The sequence below is a fragment of the Nocardioides pollutisoli genome, from assembly GCF_040045055.1.
Classification (GTDB): Bacteria; Actinomycetota; Actinomycetes; order Propionibacteriales; family Nocardioidaceae; genus Nocardioides; species Nocardioides tweenelious.
Genome location: NZ_JBDZDU010000001.1, coordinates 359,928 through 378,192 on the forward strand (window position 1 = coordinate 359,928; position 18,265 = coordinate 378,192).

An 18,265-nucleotide genomic window follows, 5' to 3' on the forward strand; every position below is an offset into this window, starting at 1 on the left:
CCGCTCACGGGTGGCACTGTCGAAGGAGACCCCTATGTCCGACACCCCGACCGTGGTCCTGGTCCACGGCGCCTTCGCCGACGCGTCCAGCTTCGTGAAGATCATCCCCGAGCTGCTGGCCGACGGGACCCGGGTCCTCGCGCCCGCCGTCCCCAACCGCAGCCTCTCCGGCGACGCCGGCTACATCGCGTCCGTGGTCCGTCAGATCGACGGCCCTGTCCTCCTGGTCGGCCACTCGTACGGCGGCGCCGTGATCACCGTCGCCGGGACGGAGGACAACGTCGTCGGCCTGGTCTACCTCGCCGGCTACGCCCTCGACGAGGGCGAGAGCCTGGGCGAGCTGCAGGGTCGCTTCCCCGACTCCGCCCTGGCGCAGGCGCTCGTCTACACGCCCTACCCGGTGGAGGGTTCGGACGAGCCAGGCACCGACGTGAGCGTCGACATCGAGAAGTTCCCGACCGTCTTCGCCGCCGACGTCGACCCGGCCATCACCCGGGTCATGGCCGTCTCCCAGCGACCGCTCGCCGGGGCCGCGTTCGGCGAGCCGGCCTCCGCGGCGGCGTGGAAGACCAAGCCCGCCTGGGGCACGGTGTCCTCGGCCGACACCACGATCAACCCCGACGTCGAGCGGTTCGGCTACGAGCGTGCCCAGATGACGGTGACCGAGATCGACTCCTCCCACGCGGTGATGCTGTCCCACCCCGCTGAGGTCGTCGCGGTCATCCGCGAGGCGCTGACCAGCGTCACCGGCTGACGGGAAGGGGCAGCCCGTGACCTCGACCCCGCAAGCCCCCGAAGCATGGCCGGCCGTTCCCCTCGCTGCCTGGCAGGACACCCGCGACACGGTCCACCTGTGGACCCAGGTCGTCGGGAAGACCCGGATGGCGCTGACCCCGATGCAGAACCACTGGTGGAACGTGCCGCTCTACGTGAACGCCGTCGGGCTCACCACGTCGCTGATGCCGCTGGGAGCTCGGGGCAGCTTGGAGGTCACCTTCGACTTCGTCGACCACGAGCTCGTCCTCACCGTGACCGACGGGCGGCGGCGCCAGCTCGAGCTGGCGCCGCGCACCGTGGCCGACTTCTACGCGGAGTACCTCCGCAAGCTGGCCGAGCTCGACGTCGAGGTCACCCTCAACCCGATGCCCACCGAGATCGCCGGTGCCATCGCGTTCCCGGACGACACCGAGCACGCGGCGTACGACGCGGAGGCGGTCAACGCCTTCTGGCGCTCCCTGGTCTCGGCGCACCGGGTGCTGAGCCGCTTCCGGTCGGACTACCGCGGCAAGTGCAGTCCGGTGCACTTCTTCTGGGGCGCGTTCGACCTCGCGCTCACCAGGTTCTCCGGACGTCCGGCGCCGGTCCACCCCGGCGGCGTGCCGCACTGCCCGGACTGGGTCATGGTCGAGGCCTACAACGCCGAGGTGTCGAGCTGCGGCTACTGGCCAGGTGGCGCCAGCGAAGGCGTGTTCTACGCCTACGCCTATCCGGAGCCGCCCGGTTTCCGCGAGCACCGGACCTACGCTCCGGGCAGCTACTTCGACCACGATCTCGGCGAGTACGTCCTGCCGTACGCCGACGTACGCCGGGCCGTCGACCCCGACGGCACCGTCCTCGACTTCCTGCGCGAGACCCACGAGCTCGCATCCTCCACGTGGCCACCGCCGCCGTGACCGGACGGCAGGTCACGCGAGCGACAGGAAGAGCTTCTCCATCTTCTTCACGTCGACGCTGTCGATGCCGTCACCCGTAGCGAGGCACTGCTGCAGGCCACTCGCGACGATCGCGAAGCCCGCCCGGTCGAGCGCCTTGGAGACCGCGGCGAGCTGGGTGACGACGTCCTCGCAGTCACGCCCCTCCTCGAGCATCCGCAGCACACCGTCGAGCTGACCGCGAGCGCGCTTGATGCGGTTGATGACGGGCGTCATCTCGGTGGGGTCGAGCTCCATGTCAGTGCTCCTCGGTGAGTGCGGCCAGGGCCGCGGTCAGGCGGGACCCGGCTTCGGCGGCCACCTGCTCCAGCCCGGGGACGAGGTGCGTCATGAGGGCGGGGTCGAAGGCTTCGATCACACAGGTGTCGTCGTCAACGGATCGTACGACGACGTTGCAGGGCAGCATCGCCGCGATCGACGGATCGACCTGCAGGGCGGCGTGTGCGAGCGGGGGTCGACAGGCGCCCAGGATGATCTGGCGGGGTACGTCGACGTCGAGCTTCGCCTTCAACGTGGCGGCCACGTCGATCTCCGTCAGGATCCCGAAGCCCTGCTCGGCCAGCGCGGCGCGCGTCGCGGCCACGGCGGCGTCGTACGCAAGGGCCACGGTGGAGGTCAGGGTGTAACTGGCCATCGGTGCTCTCCTCGTGGATTCTTGGGTACCCTAGGGGGTATTTGGAGATCCTATCGTATACCCCCTAGGGTATTGCACATGACGACGACACACTCCCATCGGCGCGGAGCACCGACCGAGGCTGAGACCGACCTCCGACCCGGACCACTCGGCCGGCTCGGGGTCTGGGTGAGCGACCACGCCCGCCTCATGGGCACCGTCTGGCTCCTCCTCGTCGTGGCCCTCGGCGTGTTCGCGCCCCGGGTCGAGTCGGAGCTCTCCGGGGCGGGCTGGCAGGCGAACGGCTCGGACTCGGTTGCCGCCCGTGAGCTCGCCCAGCAGCACTTCGGCGGCAACGCGTCGACCGCGATCCAGGTCGTCGTGCACTCCACGGACGGACCGGTCACCACAGGGGCCGGGAAGCAGATCCTCGCCGACGCCACCGCGATGCTGCAGAAGGACCCGCGCATCGCGGACGTGGTCCAACCTCAGCCCGGCGCAACCCTGAGCCAGGACGGGAGCACCGCAGTCCTGCTGGCCGGCGCCAACGCCGACCCCAACGAGATGGTGCGGGTCGCCGACGACCTCAAGGGGCCGCTGCAGGACCACTCGAGGCCGGGAGTCGAGGTGAACCCCACCGGGGCCTCACTGCTCTGGTCGGACTTCAACGAGGCCAACCTGTCGGCGATGCTGAAGTCGGAGATGGTCTCCTGGCCGATCACGCTCGCGATCCTGGTGCTGGCGTTCGGTGCGCTCGTCGCTGCGGGTCTCCCACTGATCCTCACCCTGGCCGGTCTGGTCGCGTCGGCGGGCTCGCTGGTGCTGATCAACCACCTGGTGCCGGTCTCCATCTGGGCCATGAACTTCGCGATGATGTTCGCGCTGGCGCTCGGCATCGACTATGCGCTCTTCCTGGTCGTGCGCTACCGCGCCGCGAGGGCCCGTGCCGGCAGTACGCCGCGGCAGGCGATCGCCGAGACCATGGACACCGCGGGCAAGGCGGTGCTCCTGTCGGGGGCGACCGTGCTGATCTCGCTGTCGGCGGTGATGCTCGTCCCCTCGCCGTCCTTCCGCTCGATGGCCGGCGGGATCATGCTCGCCGTCGTCTTCGTGCTCGCTGCGACCCTCACGCTGCTGCCGCTCGTGCTCGCCAAGCTGGACCTGCGCATCAACAAGCTCGCGCTGCCCTGGTCGCGCTCCGGCGAGCACCGCTCTGCGAGGTTCGCCGCCTGGGGCGAGCGGCTCTGGAGACGGCCGATCGCCTTCGGCCTCGCAGCCCTGGTCGTGCTCCTGGTCCTGGCCGCTCCCGTCCTGGGTCTGCGGACCGCGATGCCCTCGATCAAGGTGCTGCCCGAGGACGCCTCGGCCCGGGTCGGCTACGACCTGGTCCAGCAGTCGTTCGGCGCCGGCGCCCCCGGCACGCTCACCGTCGTCGTCGACAAGACCGACGCCAAGGCTGCGGAGTCAGTGCTGGCCGATGACCGCGGGATCGCCGGCACCATGCCCGGGGTCGACGCCACCGACGGGTCACCGTACGCCCTGATCCAGGCCGTGCCGACCGTGGATCCGTCCGACCCGGCACTGGGCGAGACGGTCGACCGGCTCCGCGCCGACCTGCCGTCGAGTGCGGTCCTCGGAGGTGCAGCAGTCGAGAACCTCGACCTGAAGGACCAGCTCGACGCGTCCACGCCGCTCGTCGTCGGAGTGATCCTCGGACTCGGCTTCCTGCTCCTGCTCGTCGCACTCCAGGCGCCGTTGATCGCGCTCCTGGGCACTCTCGCGAGCCTGCTGTCGACCGCGGCCGCCTTCGGGGTGGCGCGGCTCGTCTTCCAGGAGGGCTGGGGTTCTGGGCTCTTCGGCTTCGAGCACCAGGGCTTCCTCGATGCGTGGGCACCGGTCTTCTTCTTCGCCATGATCTTCGCGATCGCGATGGACTACACGGTCTTCCTCCTCGCCTCGGCCAAGGAGCACTACGAGCAGTCCGGGGACCCGAAGGACGCGATGGTCGGCTCGCTGGCCCACTCGGGCCGGGTGATCTTCGCCGCCGGGGCGGTCATGGTCGCCGTGTTCTTCACCTTCGCGCTGTCCGGCCCCCTGCCCCCGAAGGAGATGGGGATCATCCTCGGGGTCGCCGTCCTGCTCGACGCCTTCCTGGTCCGGCTCGTGCTGCTGCCCGTGCTGCTCCGCCTGACCGGGCGGGCTGCCTGGTGGGCTCCCACGTGGCTCACCCGGGTCCTCCCCGACATCCGTTTCTCCCACCACTGACCCGACCACCGAGAAGAGGAGCGACCCATGTGTCGTGCCATCACCTGCAAGACCTGCGGCAAGGCCACCTGGGCCGGCTGCGGGCAGCACGTCGAGCAGGCCCTCGCGGGCGTCGCGCGCGCCGACCGTTGCGCCGGCCACCCGAAGGGCGAGACCCCCGGCCTGCTTCGCCGCATGTTCGGAGGACGGTCGTGACCACCGACCACGCCCACGGCAAGGACGTCCTGGATGCTCTCAGTCCGCTCCACCGTGAGCTGCGCCGCGCCGTGCCGGACGTCTACCAGGGCTTCGGCGAGCTCCACAAGGCGGCGTTCGCGCCCGGCGCGCTCGACCAGCGCACCAAGGAGCTGATCGCGCTCGCCATCGGCGTCGTCGAAGGGTGCGACGGCTGCATCGCCTCCCATGCCCAGGCAGCGGCACGAGCCGGCGCCAGCAAGCAGGAGGCCGCTGAAGCCATCGGCGTCACGTTCCTGATGAAGGGTGGACCGGCGACGATCTACGGACCCCGCGCGTACGACGCCTTCTGCGAGTTCGCCGACGCCGACGCCTGATCCAGGCGCACGTGCAAGAGGCCCTCACAGTCAGACTGTGAGGGCCTCTTGGCTTTGTAGCGGGGGCAGGATTTGAACCTGCGACCTCTGGGTTATGAGCCCAGCGAGCTACCGAGCTGCTCCACCCCGCGCCGGTGAATACAACCTTACAGACCGGGGTGGGGCGAGCCAAATCGGGGTCAGGACGACGGGCTGGCGCTCGGGCTCGACGACGGACTGGTGCCGTCCGACGGGCTCGTGGACGCGCCGGAGCCGTCGTCCTCGGACCCGCGCTGGTCGGCGAGCTCGATCGCGTTCTGGACCGCCTGCTGCGCCTCGTCGACCTTCTTCTGGTACTCCGCCAGGTTGCCGGCGGCGAGCGCATCGTTCGCAGCCGTGTAGGCGGCGTCCGCCTGCTGGAGGTAGGCGTCGATCCGGGCGTTGATGCTGCCGGTGGACCCACTGCCGGAGTTGTCCCCGCCGTTGCCGCCGTTGTTGTTGCCGCCCCCACCCGTGCTGCCACCCGAGTCGGCCGGGACCCCGAGCATGTCGCGCAGCGCGTCGAGCAGGGTGGTGCCCTGACCGATCTCGTTGCCGTAGCTGACGAACACGTAGCGCAGGATCGGGAAGCTCGAGTCCGAGGACGACCGGCTGGCGTAGACCGGCTGGACGTACATCAGCCCGTCGCTGATCGGGAAGGTGAGCAGGTTGCCGTACTGCGGCTGCGCGCCACTGCGGTTGAAGTTGGCGATCAGGTCCGCGATGGTCGGGTCGGAGGCGAAGGCGTTCGCAACCTGGCCGGGACCCTGGGTCTGGTCGTTCGCGGTCGGCAGCTGGAGCACCCGGAAGGTGCCGTAGTCGTCACTGGTCGCGTCGGAGTCGACCGAGACGTACGACGCCAGGTTGTTCTTCTGGTAGGGCACGTAGACCGACGTCACCGAGAAGGTGTCCCCCGCGGTGGTGTTCGGGTTGTCGACGAAGAGCCGGTACGGCGGCTGGAACGTGCCGGTGGCGTAGGGGTCCTCGGGCACCTCCCAGCGGTTGTTGCCCTGGTAGAAGTCGCCCGGGTCGGTGACGTGGTAGCGAGCGAACTGGTAGCGCTGCACCTGGAACAGGTCCTCGGGGTAGCGCAGGTGCTGCAGGAGGTCCTCGGAGATCGCCGACTTCGGCTCGACGGTTCCGGGGAACGCGCCCTCCCACGCCTTGAGGATGGGGTCGTCCTCGTCCCACTCGTAGAGCTTGACCTCGCCGGTGTAGGCGTCGACGGTCGCCTTCACGGCGTTGCGCATGTAGTTGATCTCGTCGGTCGGCAACGTCTGGAGACCCGTGTTGGTCTGCAGGGAGTCGTCGGTCATCTCCTTGAAGGAGTCGAGCTTCGAGCTCGGGTAGCGGTCCGTCGTCGTGTAGCCGTCGAGGATCCACTGGATCCGGCCGTCGACGACCGCCGGGTAGGGGTCGCTGTCGACGGTGAGCCACGGCGCGACCTTCTCGACCCGCTCGCGCGGCGAGCGGTCGAAGAGGATCTTGCTGTTGTCGTTGACCCGGCCCGACAGGACCAGGTTGGTCTCGCCGTACTTCATCGCGAACATCAGCTTGTTGAAGGTGCTGCCGATCGAGGCGTCGCCGGGACCGTCGTACGTCGTCGTCGTCCCGGTGTCCTCACCGCCCGTCGGCAGGTTGAGCTCGACGGACTTCGCGCTGTCGCTGGACTTGCCGACGATGGAGTAGTCCGGGCTCTGCTCGCCGTAGTAGATCCGGTCCTCGAACGGGCCGGAGAGCGACCGCGCGAGACCGTCCTGGCCGGCGTTGATGCCCTGGGCCCACCCGATGCCCGACTGGTCCCCGGTCGCCTGCGAGTTGTCGATCTGCTCGCTGTCGTCCTCGGGCCGCTGGTTGGCGTAGGCGGCGATCAGGCCGTTGCCGTGGGTGTAGACGGTGTGCAGGTTGGACCAGTTGCGGTCGCTGGACGGGATGCCGGACTGGTCGAGCTCGCGCGCGCCGAGCACGAGCGCACGGTCCGTGCCCGCGATCGGGTAGCGGTCGACGTCGAGCACCGGGGCCACCGAGTAGTAGGCCCGGCCCTGCTGGATCTGCTCGAAGGCGTCGCGGACCAGCTTGGGGTCGACCAGCGGCACCGACGACGTCTTGTCGTCGAGGTTGGTGAGCGAGGCGGTGAGCGCCTTGGACGGGTTGAACTCGTCCACCTGGACGTCGTCGATGTCGTACGCCGCACGCGTCGCGTCGATGTTCGCCTTGATGTACGGCGCCTCCTTGTCGGCCTCGGACGGCTTGACCTGGAACTGCTGCACGATGCCGGGCCAGATGAGCCCGAGCAGGATCGCGGAGACCGCGAGCAGGCCGAGGCCGACCGAGGGCAGCAGCCAGGTACGGCGCCAGACGTTGACGAAGAAGAGGATCGCGCAGACGACCGAGATGCCGAGCAGGATGTTCTTGGCCGGCAGCACTGCGTGGTCGGCGGTGTAGTTCATGCCGGTGAACAGCGATCCCGACTGGTGCACCAGGTCGAACCGGTCGAGGTAGTAGTCGGCGGCCTTGACCAGCACGAAGAGGCCGAGCAGCAGCGACAGCTGCGCCTGCGCCGGCCCGGACAGCCGGTCCCGCGAGGTCTGCAGCCGGATCCCGCCGTACAGGTAGTGGACGACGGCGGCGGCGATCAGGGCGATGACGAGCGCCGCCATCGTGAAGTCGACCAGGTAGTGGAACCACGGCAGGTCGAAGACGTAGAAGCCGATGTCCTTGTGGAACCAGACGTCCTCCTGGTGGAACGGCACGCCGTTGCGCCACAGGAGGTAGTTGCGCCACTCGCCGATCGCCGAGCTGCCCGCGAAGGCGCCCATCGCGACTGAGACGCCGATCAGCAGCCAGGTGCGGATCGGGGTGATCGCGTCGCGGTAGCGGTCCAGGCCGTTCTGCTCGGGCGAGTTCGGCCGGAAGAAGGGCCGGAACCGGTAGGCGAGGTAGATGTTGACGCCGACGATGATCGCCATCAGCGCACCGAAGACCAGGAACAGCCCGGCCTTGGTCCAGAAGAGGGTCGTGAAGACCTCGGAGTAGCCACCGCTCTTGTACCAGAGGCGGTCGGTGTAGAGACCCGCGAACGTCGAGAGCCCGAGGAACGCGATCACCAGGACCACCGCCGTGATGATCAGAGCGCGCGAACGGCGCGAGCTCCTCGGCGGCGGCGGCGCGCTCGCCGACTCCTCGTCGAACAGCTCACTCATCGCTGGTCACCCATGTGTCGGTCACTCCGGATCTTCCTCGAGGGTCGTGCCGAGTAGCTCCAGCAGCCCCGGCACCAGGTCGGCGCCGCCGACCACGGACTGGTCGTCGTCGTGCGCGCGCAGTCGCAGTGCACAGTACGTGGCGCCTGCGCGGGTCACGCCCGCCACGATCCGGACCTCCTGGCGGTCGGGGTGCTCGCGCGCGAACTCCTCGGCCGAGGCCCGGTCGTCGGGGATGTCTCGGTCCGCGTCCGGCGGCAGCACCAGGCGCTCGACGACCGCAGCGCAGCCGACGACCTCGGCCGGCCAGACGATCGACTCCAGCACCGTCTCCAGCGGCTGGTCCGGAGCGAGGTGGTCCTGCTCGATCGAGGTCAGCGACCCCTCGGCGGACGCCGCGTCGAGGCCCATCATCGAGGCGAGCGCGGGCTCGCGGGCGACCAGCGCGGCGGTGTCGACGAGGGCGTACAGGCGGGCCGGCCGGTCCCAGCCCTCACCGGCGACGTGGCCCTCGATCTCGAGCACGGCCGAGGCCAGCGCGGGATCGACGTCCAGCTGCGGGTCGAAGGGCGCGTCGGGCTGCGGCTCGTCAGCGTTCAGGTCGTCGCTCACGAGTCCCCCTTGCACGTCGGCAGGTCGGCGTCGTGGTCCTTGGCCCAGGCCTCGATCGAGTCGCGGGCGCTGTGCATGGTGGGCGCCTCGACCAGGCGCATGTCGCCGTTCGGCGCACCGACGGCCTCGTCGCAGTTGTCGGGCGGGACCATGAACAGCTTCGCGCCGGCGTTGCGGGCGGCGACGATCTTCTGCTGGATGCCGCCGATCGGCCCGACGTTGCCCGAGGCGTCCATGGTGCCGGTGCCCGCGATCGTCTGACCGTCGGTCATCGAGCCGGGCGTGAGCGTGTCGTAGATGGCGAGCGAGAACATCAGGCCCGCGCTCGGTCCGCCGATCGACGGGTCGATGCCCACCGTCACGTCGAACGGGAACTTCGTGGTCTGGGTGCCGATCTGGATGCCGATCTGCGGCTTGCCGTCGACGTCCGCCGGCGTCACCGACACCGTCGACTTCTTCTTGTCCCGCTCGATCGTGAACTCGATCGGCTGGCCCGCCTGCGCGCCGGTCACCGCGTCGACGACGTCGTCCCCGTTGGCGACCTCGGTGCCGTCGATCGCCACGATCACGTCGTTGGCCTCGAGCTTGCCGTCCGCGGGGGTGCCCTTGCCGACGCCGGCGACGACGGCCTCGGTCACGTCGTAGCCCATCTCCTCGAGCGCGACCGCGGTGGCCGCGTCCTGCGAGGAGGTCATCTCCTGCTGGCCCTCCTTGCGGTTCTGCTCGGGCGTCTCGTCCTCGCGGTAGATCGCGTCGTAGGGGTAGACCGCGTTGGACCGGCTGATCCAGTCGTGCATCAGCTCGAAGATGTTGTTGTGCGCGTCCGGCTGGGAGACGTAGACGGTGGTCATCCGCAGCTCACCGTCGTCGCGGTAGGTCGGGTGGCCGTCGACCTGGATGATCTCCTTGCCGTCGCTGTTGGTCCCGAGGACGTTGACGGTCAACCCGGGCGCGTAGGTGACGTACGGCAGCGACTCGAACGCGGCTGCGACCCAGAGCGCGAGGAGCAGCGGCACGGCCAGGATGCCGGCGAGGGTGCGCTGCGTCATGCGGCCAAGACTGTCAGATCAGCCCTAGAGGCCGGTCAGGAGACCCGACGCGAGGGGCGTACGGCGATGCCGCTGCTCCGGTCGCGTGCCGGCTGCGGCGCGGCGTAGCCGGGTGCCGGTCGGCGCCGGCGACGGGTGTCTCCGTCGAGGGCGCTGCCCAGGCGGCGTACGGCGACGTCGCGGTCGACCTCACCACGGCCCTCCCGGCCGAGCCAGCCGACCCACAGCATCGCCACGGCCGTGACCACGACCGACGGCACCAGCCAGAGCAGGATCTCCACACCGTGAGGGTACGGAGCGCGAGGCCCCGGCCGACGCAGGCTCGCCCTAGGGGGTGCCGACCCACTCGTCGGTCCCGTCTCCGAAACGCTGGTGCTTCCAGATCGGGACCTCGGCCTTGAGGGTGTCGATCAGCGCCCGCGACGCGGCGAAGGCGTCCCCGCGGTGGGAGGAGGTCGTGGCGACGACGACGGCGATGTCCCCGATGTCGAGGCTGCCGGTGCGGTGCACCGCGGCGACGCCCTGCACGTCGTACTCCTCGGCGACGCGGTCGCACACCTCGCGCAGCTTCGCGAGCGCGGTCGGGTGCGCGGTGTAGTCGAGTCCGGTGACGCCCTTGCCGTGGTCGTGGTCGCGCACCCGGCCGACGAAGAGGGTCAGGCCGCCGGAGGCGTCGTCGTCGAGGGCGGCGACGACCTCGGCGACGTCGAGCGGGGTCTCGCGCAGATCGACGAGGCGTACGGCGGGCACGGGCAGACACTATCCGCGTACCGTTGTCGGCATGAACGACAAGCCGGGTGACACCCCCGACAACGGCGACCAGAACCCGTTCAAGGGCACGCCGTTCGAGCAGTTCTTCGGTGCCATGGGCGGGGCCATGGGCGGCGCCGGAGGGGCCGGAGGAGCCGGGATGCCGGACCTCAGCATGCTCTTCAACCAGATCCAGTCGATGATGCAGCCGCACGACGGCCCGGTGAACTGGGACTTCGCGCTCGACCTGGCCCGCAAGACCGTGGCCCAGTCGCCCGACCCGACGCCGTCGCAGAAGCAGCGCGACGCCGTCGCCGACGCGCTCCGGCTCGCCGACCACTGGCTCGACGCGACCACGGAGTTCCCGTCCGGGGTGAGCTCGACCGCTGCCTGGAGCCGCGCCGAGTGGGTCGTCGGCACCACCGACGTGTGGAAGGTGCTGGTCGAGCCGATCGCCGAGTCCTCGGTGCAAGCCCTCAGTGGGGCACTGCCCGACGAGGCCGCGGAGATGACCGGTCCGATCCTCGGCATCCTCGGCCAGGCGGTCGGCGGGATGCTGGCCAGCCAGATCGGCTCGGGCCTGGGCGCCCTGGCCTCCGACGTGCTCAGCGTCTCCGACATCGGGCTGCCCCTCGCGGCGCCCGGTCAGGCCGCGATCGTCTCGGCCAACCTGGACGCCTTCGCCGACGGGCTCGACGTCAGCGCCGACGACCTGCTGCTCTACGTCGCCCTGCGCGAGGCGGCCCACCAGCGGCTGTTCGCCCACGTCCCGTGGCTGCGCGACCACCTGATCAGCGCGGTCACCGACTACGCCCGCGGCCTCGAGGTCAACGCCGCCGGCATGTCGGCGAAGATCGAGGAGCAGATGCGCGGGATCGACCCGACCAACCCCGAGTCGATGCAGGAGATGCTCGAGGGCGGCATGTTCGAGATCGACCGCTCCCCCGCCCAGGAGGCCGCTCTCCAGCGGCTCGAGGTCACCCTCGCCCTGGTCGAGGGCTGGGTCGACGAGGTCGTCGGCCAGGCCACGGCCGAGCGGATGCCGACGGCGGCCAAGCTGCAGGAGATCTTCCGCCGCCGGCGCGCGGCCGGTGGCCCCGCGGAGCAGACCTTCGCCACCCTGGTCGGTCTCGAGCTGCGGCCGCGCCGGCTGCGCGACGCCTCGACCCTGTGGGGCTCGCTGCGCACCCGCCAGGGCACCGAGGCCCGTGACGGCGTGTGGATGCACCCCCACCTGCTGCCGACGGCCGCCGACCTCGACGACCCGTTGGGCTTCCGCGAGGACGCCTCCGCCCCGGCCGAGCTCAGCGACGAGGACTTCGACGCCGAGCTGCAGAAGCTGCTCGACCCGCCGCAGGAGTGAGCCTCCACGCCGACGCGCTGGCCGTCCTCGACGGCTGGTCAGCGCCCAGCGCCGCCCAGGAGCAGCTGCGTGAGCGGTACGTCGCCCACCTGCGCGACCGTCCCGACGCGCTGACCCGTGAGTGCCGGCCCGACCACCTCACCGCCAGCACGCTGGTGCTGAGCTCGACCGGCGCCGAGGTGTTGCTGACCCTGCACGCCAAGGCCCGCCGGTGGTTCCAGTTCGGCGGCCACTGCGAGCCCGGCGACGCCACCCTCACCGGAGCGGCGACCCGGGAGGCGACCGAGGAGTCCGGGCTGACCGGCCTCGTGCTCGACCCGGTCCCCGTGCAGCTCAGCGAGCACGCCGTACCCTTCTGCGGCCCGGACGGGGACGTGCACCACCTCGACGTCCGGTTCGTGGCCGTCTGCCCACCCGGGGCCGAGCACGCCGTCAGCGACGAGTCGCTCGACGTGCGCTGGTGGCCCGCCGACGCGCTTCCCGAGCCGCAGCCGGACCTGGTGGAGCTGGTCGCTCTGGCGCGCTCCCGGTGGTTGAGGAAGGACGAAGTCCTGTCTCGAAACCCCGGGTAGCCGACGTCGGCGACGGGCTGCGGGGGTTTCGAGACGGGCGCAGAACGCCCTCCTCAACCAACGGCGGTGCTCAGTCGATCTCGTCGTCAGGTGCTTCACCCGGGGGCGAGTCGAGCCGGGCCGCGGCGGACCACCCGACCAGGTAGCCCTTGGCGCGCTCGGCCTTCGGGTAGCGGTCGACCCAGCTCCAGAACTTCGCGTTGTGGTTGGACTCGAAGAGGTGGGCGAGCTCGTGGATCAGCACGTAGTCGATGACCCACGACGGCATCCCCTGCAGCCGTCCGGAGAGCCGGATCGAGCGGTCGCCGGGCGTGCACGAGCCCCAGCGGGACTCCTGGTTGTCGACCCACTGCACCGACTCGGGGATGGCGAGGCCGCCCAGGTAGCGGTCGCTGAGGTTCTTGGCGCGCTTCATCAGGTCCTCGTCGGTGGGCTTGCGCCTGCGCTCGGACTTCTCCAGCCGGGCGAGCATGGTCTCGACCCACTCGGCCTCCTGCTTGCGCGAGAGGGAGGCGGGGATCATCACGATCACGCGGTCACCGTCGCGGTAGGCCGAGACGGTCCGGCGCCGCCGCTTGGAGCGGCGTACCTCCACCTCGGGCTGCTGCGACATGACGAGAATCTATCGGTTCGCCCAGGCCAGAAGACGCTCCTTCGGCCAGGTGTTGACGATCCGATCTGCGTCGATCCCGGCCTCCTCCGCCCGCTCGCAGCCGTAGACCTGGAAGTCGAGCTGACCCGGGGCGTGGGCGTCGGAGTCGATCGAGAACAGGCAGCCGAGGTCGCGCGCCAGCTCGAGCAGCCTGGTCGGCGGGTCGCGGCGCTCGGGGCGCGCGTTGATCTCGACCGCGGTGTTGCTCTCGACGCAGGCCTCGAAGACCGCCTTCGCGTCGAACTGCGACTCCCCCCGCGTGCCCCGGTTGCCCATCACCATCCGGCCGGTGCAGTGGCCGAGCACGTTGGTGCGGGGGTTCCGGACCGCGCCGATCATCCGCGCGGTCATCTCCTTCTTGTCCATCTTCAGCTTGGAGTGGACGCTCGCGACCCGGACGTCGAGCTGCGCGAGCAGCGCGTCGTCCTGGTCGAGGGAGCCGTCGTCGAGGATGTCGACCTCGATCCCCTTGAGCAGCGTGAAGCCGTCGCCTCCCAGAGATGACAGATGGCTGTTGACCGCGTCGACCACGCCGAGCTGCCGGGTCAGCCGCTCGGGGCTGAGCCCGTGGGCGACGGTCAGCCGCGGCGAGTGGTCGGTGAGCACGAGGTAGTCGTGACCGAGCTCGATCGCGGTGAACGCCATCTCCTCGATCGGCGAGCCGCCGTCGGACCAGTCCGAGTGGGAGTGCAGGTCACCGCGCAGCGCCGCCCGCAGCTCGGCACCGCCGCCCGTCAGCGGACCCCCGTGCTCGCGCTCGAGCGCCGCGAGCCGTTCCGGCAGCTCACCGCGCACCGCCGCGGCGATGACCTTGGCCGAGCTCGCACCGATCCCGGGCAGGTCCGTCAGCGTGCCGTCGTCGACGGCGGCGGCGACCGCCTCGGCCGGCATCGGCAGGATCGTCGCTGCCGCGCCGCGGAACGCCTTGACCTTGTAGGTGTCCTCGCGCGCCCGCTCGAGCAGGAAGGCGATCCGCCGCAGCGCGGCCACCGGACCCCCGTCGTACGTCGCCTCCGACTGCGCCACGCCGAAATCCTCCCAACTGTTTTTCGTCCACACCCCGTGGAGAGCCATTGTCGCTGGTCAGCGGCGGGTACGGCGCTCGGCGGCCCCGCTCGTCCACAGCGCGCTCCCGGGTTTCCGGGTCGTCCTCCACCGGAGGACCCGGTTCTCCACAGGTTTGTCCACAGCCTTGTCCACAGGGTGTCGCTGCGGTGCGTTGACCCTGCCGGTGCGCTGCTCCTAGCGTGTGCCGCAGATGAGGCCCTCGGCCCACGGAACGGACGCTCGCAAGGGGAAGGCAAGCGTCCAGGACGTGACCGGGGGCCTCCTCATGTCTCCGCCTACTGGCCGGTGAAGACGGCCGGCCGCTTCTCCTGCGCCGCGCGGATCCCCTCCTGCAGGTCCGCGGTCGCCAGCGTGATCGGCTGGGCCATCGCCTCCCACTGCAGGCAGCTCTCGAAGTCGGCGTGGCCTCCGTCGGCCAGGGCCAGCTTGGTGAGCTTGCTCGGGATCGGTGCGGTGTGCGCGATCCCCTCCGCCGTCGCGAGCACCTCGTCGAGGAACGACGCGGGCTCGATCACCCGGGAGACCAGGCCGAGTCGCAGCGCCTCGTCGGCGTCGACCACGCGGCCGGTGAGCAGCAGGTCGCGCGCGTGCGCCTCGCCCACGGCGTTGGGCAGCAGGAAGGTGGCGCCCATGCCGGGGTGCATGCCGAGCTTCACGAACGGCACGCCCATCTTGGCACCGCCGGCGGCGTAGCGGAGGTCGCAGGCGAGGGCGAGGCACAGGCCGGCCCCGATCGCCGGGCCGTTGATGGCGGCGATGGTCGGGACCTCGAGCTTCCGGATCGACAGCCACGCCCGGTAGAACGCGATCATCCGGGTGCGGAGGTGGTCGACCGTCGCGTCCGGCTCACTGGCGATCCACGACGTGTTGCCGCCGGAGCAGAACGCCGAGCCCGATCCGGTCACGACGACGGCCCGCAGCGAGCGGTCGGCGGCCAGCTCGTCGACGGCCTGGACCCAGGACGCCGTCATCTGGTCGGACATCGCGTTGCGCTGGTCGGGGTTGTCGAGGGTCAGCACGGCGACCCCGTCGGCGGGTCGGGACAGGCTCAGGTGGGTGAGTTCGGACATGGGCACAACGTACTCATCCGGGCCCCGACGCGCCGTGACCCGATTCACCGCTGAAACGCGTCTTTCGGTGTGCCTCCTACGCCTGCGCCCAGGCGTGTCGTAGGGTCGTGTCGGCTCGGTGGCACCCGTCACTGAGCTTCCGACGGGTCTTCCCCTTCACCCCGTCGCGACGACCGAATAATGAATAGGCAAGGAGGCCGTCATGGCGGAGACCTGGAGCGGCGAGTTCTACTGCGTGAAGTGCAAGGAGAAGCGCGAGGCCGAGGGCGAGGTCAGGGTCAACGACAAGGGCACCCGGATGGCCAAGGCTGTCTGCCCCGTCTGCGGCACGAACCTCAACCGCATCCTCGGCAAGGCCTGACGCACTAGCGCGTAGCGCCTCAACGAGCTTCGTACGGCGGCATCGGCCCGGTCTCTGACCGGGCGGGTGCCGCCGTCGGTGATTTGTGGCTGTGGATAGCCGGTGCGCACCGAACTGAGCGGGTAGACCGCCCTGCATGAGAATCCCGCCGAGCCGGCTGCGGCCGGGCCTGCACGTCGTACGCCGCGACGACCGGCACCTCCAGATCGGCCTCGACCACCCGTGGCGGGTGATCGTCCCCGACCTGCCCGACGTCCAACGGCTGCTCGCCGACCTGGCGGCGGGCCGGTCCCCGGCTCCGACGACGCCCGAGTCCCACCGTGCACTGCGGGACCTGGTCGCCGCGGACCTGCTGGTCGACCCGGCCACGACCACGGAGCGCACCCACGCCCTGGTCTCGGTCGAGGCCACCGGGCCGGCTGCCGCCGACGTGCTGCGGCTGCTGCGGGCGGCCGACTGCCGCGTGGCCGAGAGCGAGACCGACCGGGCCACGGTCGCGGTCCTGGTCGCCGAGGGCGAGCCGGACCGTGCGTCGGTGGACGCCCAGGTGCGGGCGGGTCGCGCACATCTCGTGGTGAGCCGGACACCGGGAGGGTTCACGATCGGCCCGTTCGTCGTACCCGGCCGCACCGCCTGCCTGCGCTGCGTGGACGCCCACCGCGGCGAGCGCGACCCGCGCCGGGCCGTGGTGGTCGAGCAGCTGGCCGGTCGCTCGGCTGGACCCTCCGATCCCGCACTCCTGGCCGTCGCCACCGCCTGGGCGGTCCGCGACCTCCTCAGCTGGCTCGACGGCCGGGTCCCGTCGACCTGGTCGGCGAGCGTGACGATCGGCGCCGACCTGGCGCCGGCGCGTCAGGAGTGGACCCGGCACCCGCACTGCGGCTGCTCGTGGGCCGACGACCTGGTGGGCTGAGGCCCGGCTGGCCTACCACCACTCGCTGTCGAGCTTGCCCTCCATGGCACGCAGGTGGGTGCGCGAGCACTCGTCGCAGTAGACCCGCTTGCGGCCCCGCTCGACCGCGGTGGTCCAGCTCAGCGTCTTCGCCTCGTCGTCCTCGATCCGGCCGCAGAAGTCGCACGTCGCCATGCGGCCACCGTAACCCCGGACGAGACGCCGAGAGCCGGCCCCGACGTACGTCGGAACCGGCTCTCGGTCTCTGTCACCCGCGATCAGGGTGAGGTGGATGTTGCCTACAGTGCGCGGGCGAGGGCGAGACGCGCCTGCTGCGCTGCCTGCTCGGCCTTGCGGCTGAGTCGGCGGGCACGGGCCAGGTTGTGGCCGCGCTGGAGCTCCTGCGCCTCTCCCAGGCGCGCGGCCATTTGTGCGCGCGCCAGGTTTTCATGCATGAGATTCATGTCGATCAGTCCGTTCGGGTTCGTGTTCGCGATGGTGGTCATGGGAGTCGTTGTCGACTTTCTTCGTTCGCCGCGCGCTCAGAGCGTGCGGGCAGTGGCGAGCCGGGCCTGCTGGGCGAGCTCCTGCGCGATGCGGTCGGAGCGCAGCACTCGGGCGAGCTGACGACCCGGGCGGCACACGCGTGCCTCCTCGAGACGAGCGCTCACCTGGGCACGGACCAGGTTCTCGTGGGTGAAGGTCATGGCAGTTCCTTTGACGTCGTTGTCGAAAAGAGGTGGGTTGCTGGACGCTGCCTGGCGGATCAGGCGGCGACTTCGTTCTTGCGGGGACGGCCGCGGGGCCGCTTGCGGGGGATCACCACGCCCTGGAGGAAGAGCTGGCCGCCCCAGACACCCCAGGGCTCACGGCGCTCGAGGGCGCCGTCGAGACACAGGGACCGGACCGGACAGTCCAGGCACAGGGCCTTGGCGAACTCCACGTCGACGGGCGACTCGGCGAACCACAGCTCCGGGTTGTTGACCCGGCACGGCAGCAGGTCCTCGTCGATGTTGTTGGCCTGGTCGTGCAGCTGACCGAGGCTGAACACCTCATCGGACACAGTCCCATCGGTGCGGACGAGTTCACTGATGGTCATGTTTTCACCTCCTTCTTCTGACCTTGATCGCGTTGGGTGGTTGCGTTGTGGGGCCGAAAACCAGTTCTGAGAAACAGAAAGGCCGCGGATCCCGGTTCGGGTTCCGCGGCCTGGAGGCTGCCGATGCTGTTGGTTCTCAACAGGTCGGTGGTCTCCAGGCACTGGTCCCCGGGAAGTAGGACTGAGCGAGGCCCATGTCTGCCTTGACGGCGCCCTTCGAGCCGGCGATGTCCGTGCCCCGCTCGCGCACGACGAGCGTGGCGGTGGTGCAGGCATCGACGCCTCGGACGGTCGCGCCGAAGGCGTGACCAGAAATGGGCATGACGAAGCGAGACGGGGTCTGAGCCGTCTTCCAGAGCTTGTTGCTGTTCATTCGGGCCACCTCCTTCGGTGCTTCATGCGCCGGTCTTGCCAT

24 protein-coding genes and 1 tRNA gene are annotated in these 18,265 nt (G+C 70.2%); 9 read left to right on the forward strand and 16 right to left on the reverse strand.

The features are described from left to right. The first annotated feature begins 34 nt into the window (after positions 1 to 34). Both ABLE68_RS01725 and ABLE68_RS01730 read left to right on the forward strand, forming a co-directional pair. On the forward strand, positions 35 to 754 hold the full coding sequence (locus ABLE68_RS01725) for an alpha/beta fold hydrolase (RefSeq protein WP_348869376.1): 720 nt from the start codon (positions 35 to 37) through the stop codon (positions 752 to 754). Between the two features lie 16 nt (positions 755 to 770). Continuing rightward, positions 771 to 1,673: a DUF5996 family protein gene (locus ABLE68_RS01730; protein WP_348869377.1), complete on the forward strand. Its 903-nt coding sequence runs from the start codon at positions 771 to 773 to the stop codon at positions 1,671 to 1,673. A 12-nt stretch (positions 1,674 to 1,685) separates the two neighbouring features. Here ABLE68_RS01730 and ABLE68_RS01735 read toward each other — a convergent pair whose 3' ends face one another. Both ABLE68_RS01735 and ABLE68_RS01740 read right to left on the reverse strand, forming a co-directional pair. Further along, entirely contained in the window at positions 1,686 to 1,949 is a 264-nt protein-coding gene (locus tag ABLE68_RS01735) for a metal-sensitive transcriptional regulator (protein ID WP_348869378.1), read from the reverse strand. Position 1,950: 1 nt separating this feature from the next. Continuing rightward, positions 1,951 to 2,346 carry a DUF302 domain-containing protein gene (locus ABLE68_RS01740; protein WP_348869379.1) on the reverse strand — a complete coding sequence of 132 codons (396 nt, stop codon included), beginning with the start codon at positions 2,344 to 2,346 and terminating at the stop codon, positions 1,951 to 1,953. Between the two features lie 78 nt (positions 2,347 to 2,424). Between ABLE68_RS01740 and ABLE68_RS01745 the strand changes: the two genes are divergently transcribed. The 3 genes from ABLE68_RS01745 to ABLE68_RS01755 are packed head-to-tail and all read left to right on the forward strand — an operon-like array spanning position 2,425 to position 5,141. Next, complete coding sequence (locus ABLE68_RS01745; RefSeq protein ID WP_348869381.1) at positions 2,425 to 4,590, forward strand: MMPL family transporter; 2,166 nt, start codon at positions 2,425 to 2,427, stop codon at positions 4,588 to 4,590. Positions 4,591 to 4,617: 27 nt separating this feature from the next. Continuing rightward, positions 4,618 to 4,785: a hypothetical protein gene (locus ABLE68_RS01750; protein WP_348869382.1), complete on the forward strand. Its 168-nt coding sequence runs from the start codon at positions 4,618 to 4,620 to the stop codon at positions 4,783 to 4,785. Further along, positions 4,782 to 5,141, forward strand: a complete 360-nt coding sequence (locus tag ABLE68_RS01755) for a carboxymuconolactone decarboxylase family protein (RefSeq protein WP_348869383.1) — start codon at positions 4,782 to 4,784, stop codon at positions 5,139 to 5,141. The genes ABLE68_RS01750 and ABLE68_RS01755 overlap by 4 nt, the downstream gene beginning before the upstream one ends. Before the next feature lie 57 nt (positions 5,142 to 5,198). Here the strand turns inward: ABLE68_RS01755 and ABLE68_RS01760 are convergent. The 6 genes from ABLE68_RS01760 to ABLE68_RS01785 all read right to left on the reverse strand — a co-directional run bounded on the left by ABLE68_RS01760 (position 5,199) and on the right by ABLE68_RS01785 (position 10,773). Further along, positions 5,199 to 5,272: transfer RNA gene (locus ABLE68_RS01760), tRNA-Met, on the reverse strand. A 48-nt stretch (positions 5,273 to 5,320) separates the two neighbouring features. Then, complete coding sequence (locus ABLE68_RS01765; RefSeq protein ID WP_348869384.1) at positions 5,321 to 8,362, reverse strand: UPF0182 family membrane protein; 3,042 nt, start codon at positions 8,360 to 8,362, stop codon at positions 5,321 to 5,323. Positions 8,363 to 8,383: 21 nt separating this feature from the next. Then, entirely contained in the window at positions 8,384 to 8,974 is a 591-nt protein-coding gene (locus ABLE68_RS01770; protein WP_348869385.1) for a PPA1309 family protein, read from the reverse strand. After that, positions 8,971 to 10,023, reverse strand: coding sequence for a YlbL family protein (locus ABLE68_RS01775; protein ID WP_348869386.1), 1,053 nt, complete (start codon positions 10,021 to 10,023; stop codon positions 8,971 to 8,973). The genes ABLE68_RS01770 and ABLE68_RS01775 overlap by 4 nt, the downstream gene beginning before the upstream one ends. 35 nt (positions 10,024 to 10,058) lie before the next feature. Further along, entirely contained in the window at positions 10,059 to 10,304 is a 246-nt protein-coding gene (locus tag ABLE68_RS01780) for a hypothetical protein (protein ID WP_348869387.1), read from the reverse strand. Between the two features lie 46 nt (positions 10,305 to 10,350). Beyond that, positions 10,351 to 10,773, reverse strand: coding sequence for a molybdenum cofactor biosynthesis protein MoaE (locus tag ABLE68_RS01785; protein WP_348869388.1), 423 nt, complete (start codon positions 10,771 to 10,773; stop codon positions 10,351 to 10,353). A gap of 31 nt (positions 10,774 to 10,804) precedes the next feature. Here ABLE68_RS01785 and ABLE68_RS01790 point away from each other — a divergent pair, with 31 nt between their 5' ends. Continuing rightward, the gene (locus tag ABLE68_RS01790; protein ID WP_348869389.1) at positions 10,805 to 12,136 is read left to right on the forward strand and encodes a zinc-dependent metalloprotease; all 1,332 of its coding nucleotides are present in this window, start codon (positions 10,805 to 10,807) and stop codon (positions 12,134 to 12,136) included. Then, positions 12,133 to 12,708, forward strand: a complete 576-nt coding sequence (locus ABLE68_RS01795) for an NUDIX hydrolase (protein ID WP_348869390.1) — start codon at positions 12,133 to 12,135, stop codon at positions 12,706 to 12,708. Before ABLE68_RS01790 ends, ABLE68_RS01795 begins: the two co-directional genes overlap by 4 nt. Before the next feature lie 70 nt (positions 12,709 to 12,778). Here ABLE68_RS01795 and ABLE68_RS01800 read toward each other — a convergent pair whose 3' ends face one another. The 3 genes from ABLE68_RS01800 to ABLE68_RS01810 form a co-directional block, all read right to left on the reverse strand. Next, on the reverse strand, positions 12,779 to 13,321 hold the full coding sequence (locus tag ABLE68_RS01800; RefSeq protein ID WP_348869391.1) for a M48 metallopeptidase family protein: 543 nt from the start codon (positions 13,319 to 13,321) through the stop codon (positions 12,779 to 12,781). A gap of 9 nt (positions 13,322 to 13,330) precedes the next feature. Continuing rightward, positions 13,331 to 14,386, reverse strand: a complete 1,056-nt coding sequence (locus ABLE68_RS01805; protein ID WP_348869392.1) for a PHP domain-containing protein — start codon at positions 14,384 to 14,386, stop codon at positions 13,331 to 13,333. A 317-nt stretch (positions 14,387 to 14,703) separates the two neighbouring features. Then, positions 14,704 to 15,498, reverse strand: a complete 795-nt coding sequence (locus ABLE68_RS01810; RefSeq protein WP_348869393.1) for an enoyl-CoA hydratase/isomerase family protein — start codon at positions 15,496 to 15,498, stop codon at positions 14,704 to 14,706. Positions 15,499 to 15,700: 202 nt separating this feature from the next. Between ABLE68_RS01810 and ABLE68_RS01815 the strand changes: the two genes are divergently transcribed. Together ABLE68_RS01815 and ABLE68_RS01820 are read left to right on the forward strand one after the other, a co-directional pair. Continuing rightward, complete coding sequence (locus ABLE68_RS01815; protein WP_089503918.1) at positions 15,701 to 15,859, forward strand: DUF5679 domain-containing protein; 159 nt, start codon at positions 15,701 to 15,703, stop codon at positions 15,857 to 15,859. A 136-nt stretch (positions 15,860 to 15,995) separates the two neighbouring features. Next, a complete protein-coding gene (locus ABLE68_RS01820; RefSeq protein ID WP_348869394.1) occupies positions 15,996 to 16,772 on the forward strand; it encodes a hypothetical protein in 777 nt (258 codons plus the stop codon). Positions 16,773 to 16,784: 12 nt separating this feature from the next. Here the strand turns inward: ABLE68_RS01820 and ABLE68_RS01825 are convergent, their stop codons facing one another. From ABLE68_RS01825 to ABLE68_RS01845, 5 genes are all read right to left on the reverse strand, one after another. After that, positions 16,785 to 16,946, reverse strand: coding sequence for a hypothetical protein (locus ABLE68_RS01825; RefSeq protein WP_348869396.1), 162 nt, complete (start codon positions 16,944 to 16,946; stop codon positions 16,785 to 16,787). A gap of 104 nt (positions 16,947 to 17,050) precedes the next feature. Continuing rightward, positions 17,051 to 17,257 carry a hypothetical protein gene (locus tag ABLE68_RS01830; RefSeq protein ID WP_348869397.1) on the reverse strand — a complete coding sequence of 69 codons (207 nt, stop codon included), beginning with the start codon at positions 17,255 to 17,257 and terminating at the stop codon, positions 17,051 to 17,053. Between the two features lie 36 nt (positions 17,258 to 17,293). Then, a complete protein-coding gene (locus ABLE68_RS01835) occupies positions 17,294 to 17,458 on the reverse strand; it encodes a hypothetical protein (RefSeq protein WP_348869398.1) in 165 nt (54 codons plus the stop codon). Positions 17,459 to 17,517: 59 nt separating this feature from the next. Continuing rightward, a complete protein-coding gene (locus ABLE68_RS01840; protein ID WP_348869399.1) occupies positions 17,518 to 17,850 on the reverse strand; it encodes a WhiB family transcriptional regulator in 333 nt (110 codons plus the stop codon). 136 nt (positions 17,851 to 17,986) lie between these two features. Then, entirely contained in the window at positions 17,987 to 18,223 is a 237-nt protein-coding gene (locus tag ABLE68_RS01845) for a hypothetical protein (protein WP_348869400.1), read from the reverse strand. Between the last annotated feature and the right edge of the window lie 42 nt (positions 18,224 to 18,265).

What these genes read in the sequence shown, in the direction of transcription:
- ABLE68_RS01840 (WP_348869399.1), bottom strand. Translation starts at nt 17,850, where the DNA reads ATGACCATCAGTGAACTCGTCCGCACCGATGGGACTGTGTCCGATGAG.
- ABLE68_RS01800 (WP_348869391.1), bottom strand. Translation starts at nt 13,321, where the DNA reads ATGTCGCAGCAGCCCGAGGTGGAGGTACGCCGCTCCAAGCGGCGGCGC.
- ABLE68_RS01810 (WP_348869393.1), bottom strand. Translation starts at nt 15,498, where the DNA reads ATGTCCGAACTCACCCACCTGAGCCTGTCCCGACCCGCCGACGGGGTC.
- ABLE68_RS01750 (WP_348869382.1), top strand. Translation starts at nt 4,618, where the DNA reads ATGTGTCGTGCCATCACCTGCAAGACCTGCGGCAAGGCCACCTGGGCC.
- ABLE68_RS01825 (WP_348869396.1), bottom strand. Translation starts at nt 16,946, where the DNA reads ATGGCGACGTGCGACTTCTGCGGCCGGATCGAGGACGACGAGGCGAAG.
- ABLE68_RS01790 (WP_348869389.1), top strand. Translation starts at nt 10,805, where the DNA reads ATGAACGACAAGCCGGGTGACACCCCCGACAACGGCGACCAGAACCCG.
- ABLE68_RS01820 (WP_348869394.1), top strand. Translation starts at nt 15,996, where the DNA reads ATGAGAATCCCGCCGAGCCGGCTGCGGCCGGGCCTGCACGTCGTACGC.
- ABLE68_RS01815 (WP_089503918.1), top strand. Translation starts at nt 15,701, where the DNA reads ATGGCGGAGACCTGGAGCGGCGAGTTCTACTGCGTGAAGTGCAAGGAG.
- ABLE68_RS01745 (WP_348869381.1), top strand. Translation starts at nt 2,425, where the DNA reads ATGACGACGACACACTCCCATCGGCGCGGAGCACCGACCGAGGCTGAG.
- ABLE68_RS01830 (WP_348869397.1), bottom strand. Translation starts at nt 17,257, where the DNA reads ATGACCACCATCGCGAACACGAACCCGAACGGACTGATCGACATGAAT.
- ABLE68_RS01740 (WP_348869379.1), bottom strand. Translation starts at nt 2,346, where the DNA reads ATGGCCAGTTACACCCTGACCTCCACCGTGGCCCTTGCGTACGACGCC.
- ABLE68_RS01835 (WP_348869398.1), bottom strand. Translation starts at nt 17,458, where the DNA reads ATGACCTTCACCCACGAGAACCTGGTCCGTGCCCAGGTGAGCGCTCGT.
- ABLE68_RS01735 (WP_348869378.1), bottom strand. Translation starts at nt 1,949, where the DNA reads ATGGAGCTCGACCCCACCGAGATGACGCCCGTCATCAACCGCATCAAG.
- ABLE68_RS01775 (WP_348869386.1), bottom strand. Translation starts at nt 10,023, where the DNA reads ATGACGCAGCGCACCCTCGCCGGCATCCTGGCCGTGCCGCTGCTCCTC.
- ABLE68_RS01765 (WP_348869384.1), bottom strand. Translation starts at nt 8,362, where the DNA reads ATGAGTGAGCTGTTCGACGAGGAGTCGGCGAGCGCGCCGCCGCCGCCG.
- ABLE68_RS01725 (WP_348869376.1), top strand. Translation starts at nt 35, where the DNA reads ATGTCCGACACCCCGACCGTGGTCCTGGTCCACGGCGCCTTCGCCGAC.
- ABLE68_RS01845 (WP_348869400.1), bottom strand. Translation starts at nt 18,223, where the DNA reads ATGAACAGCAACAAGCTCTGGAAGACGGCTCAGACCCCGTCTCGCTTC.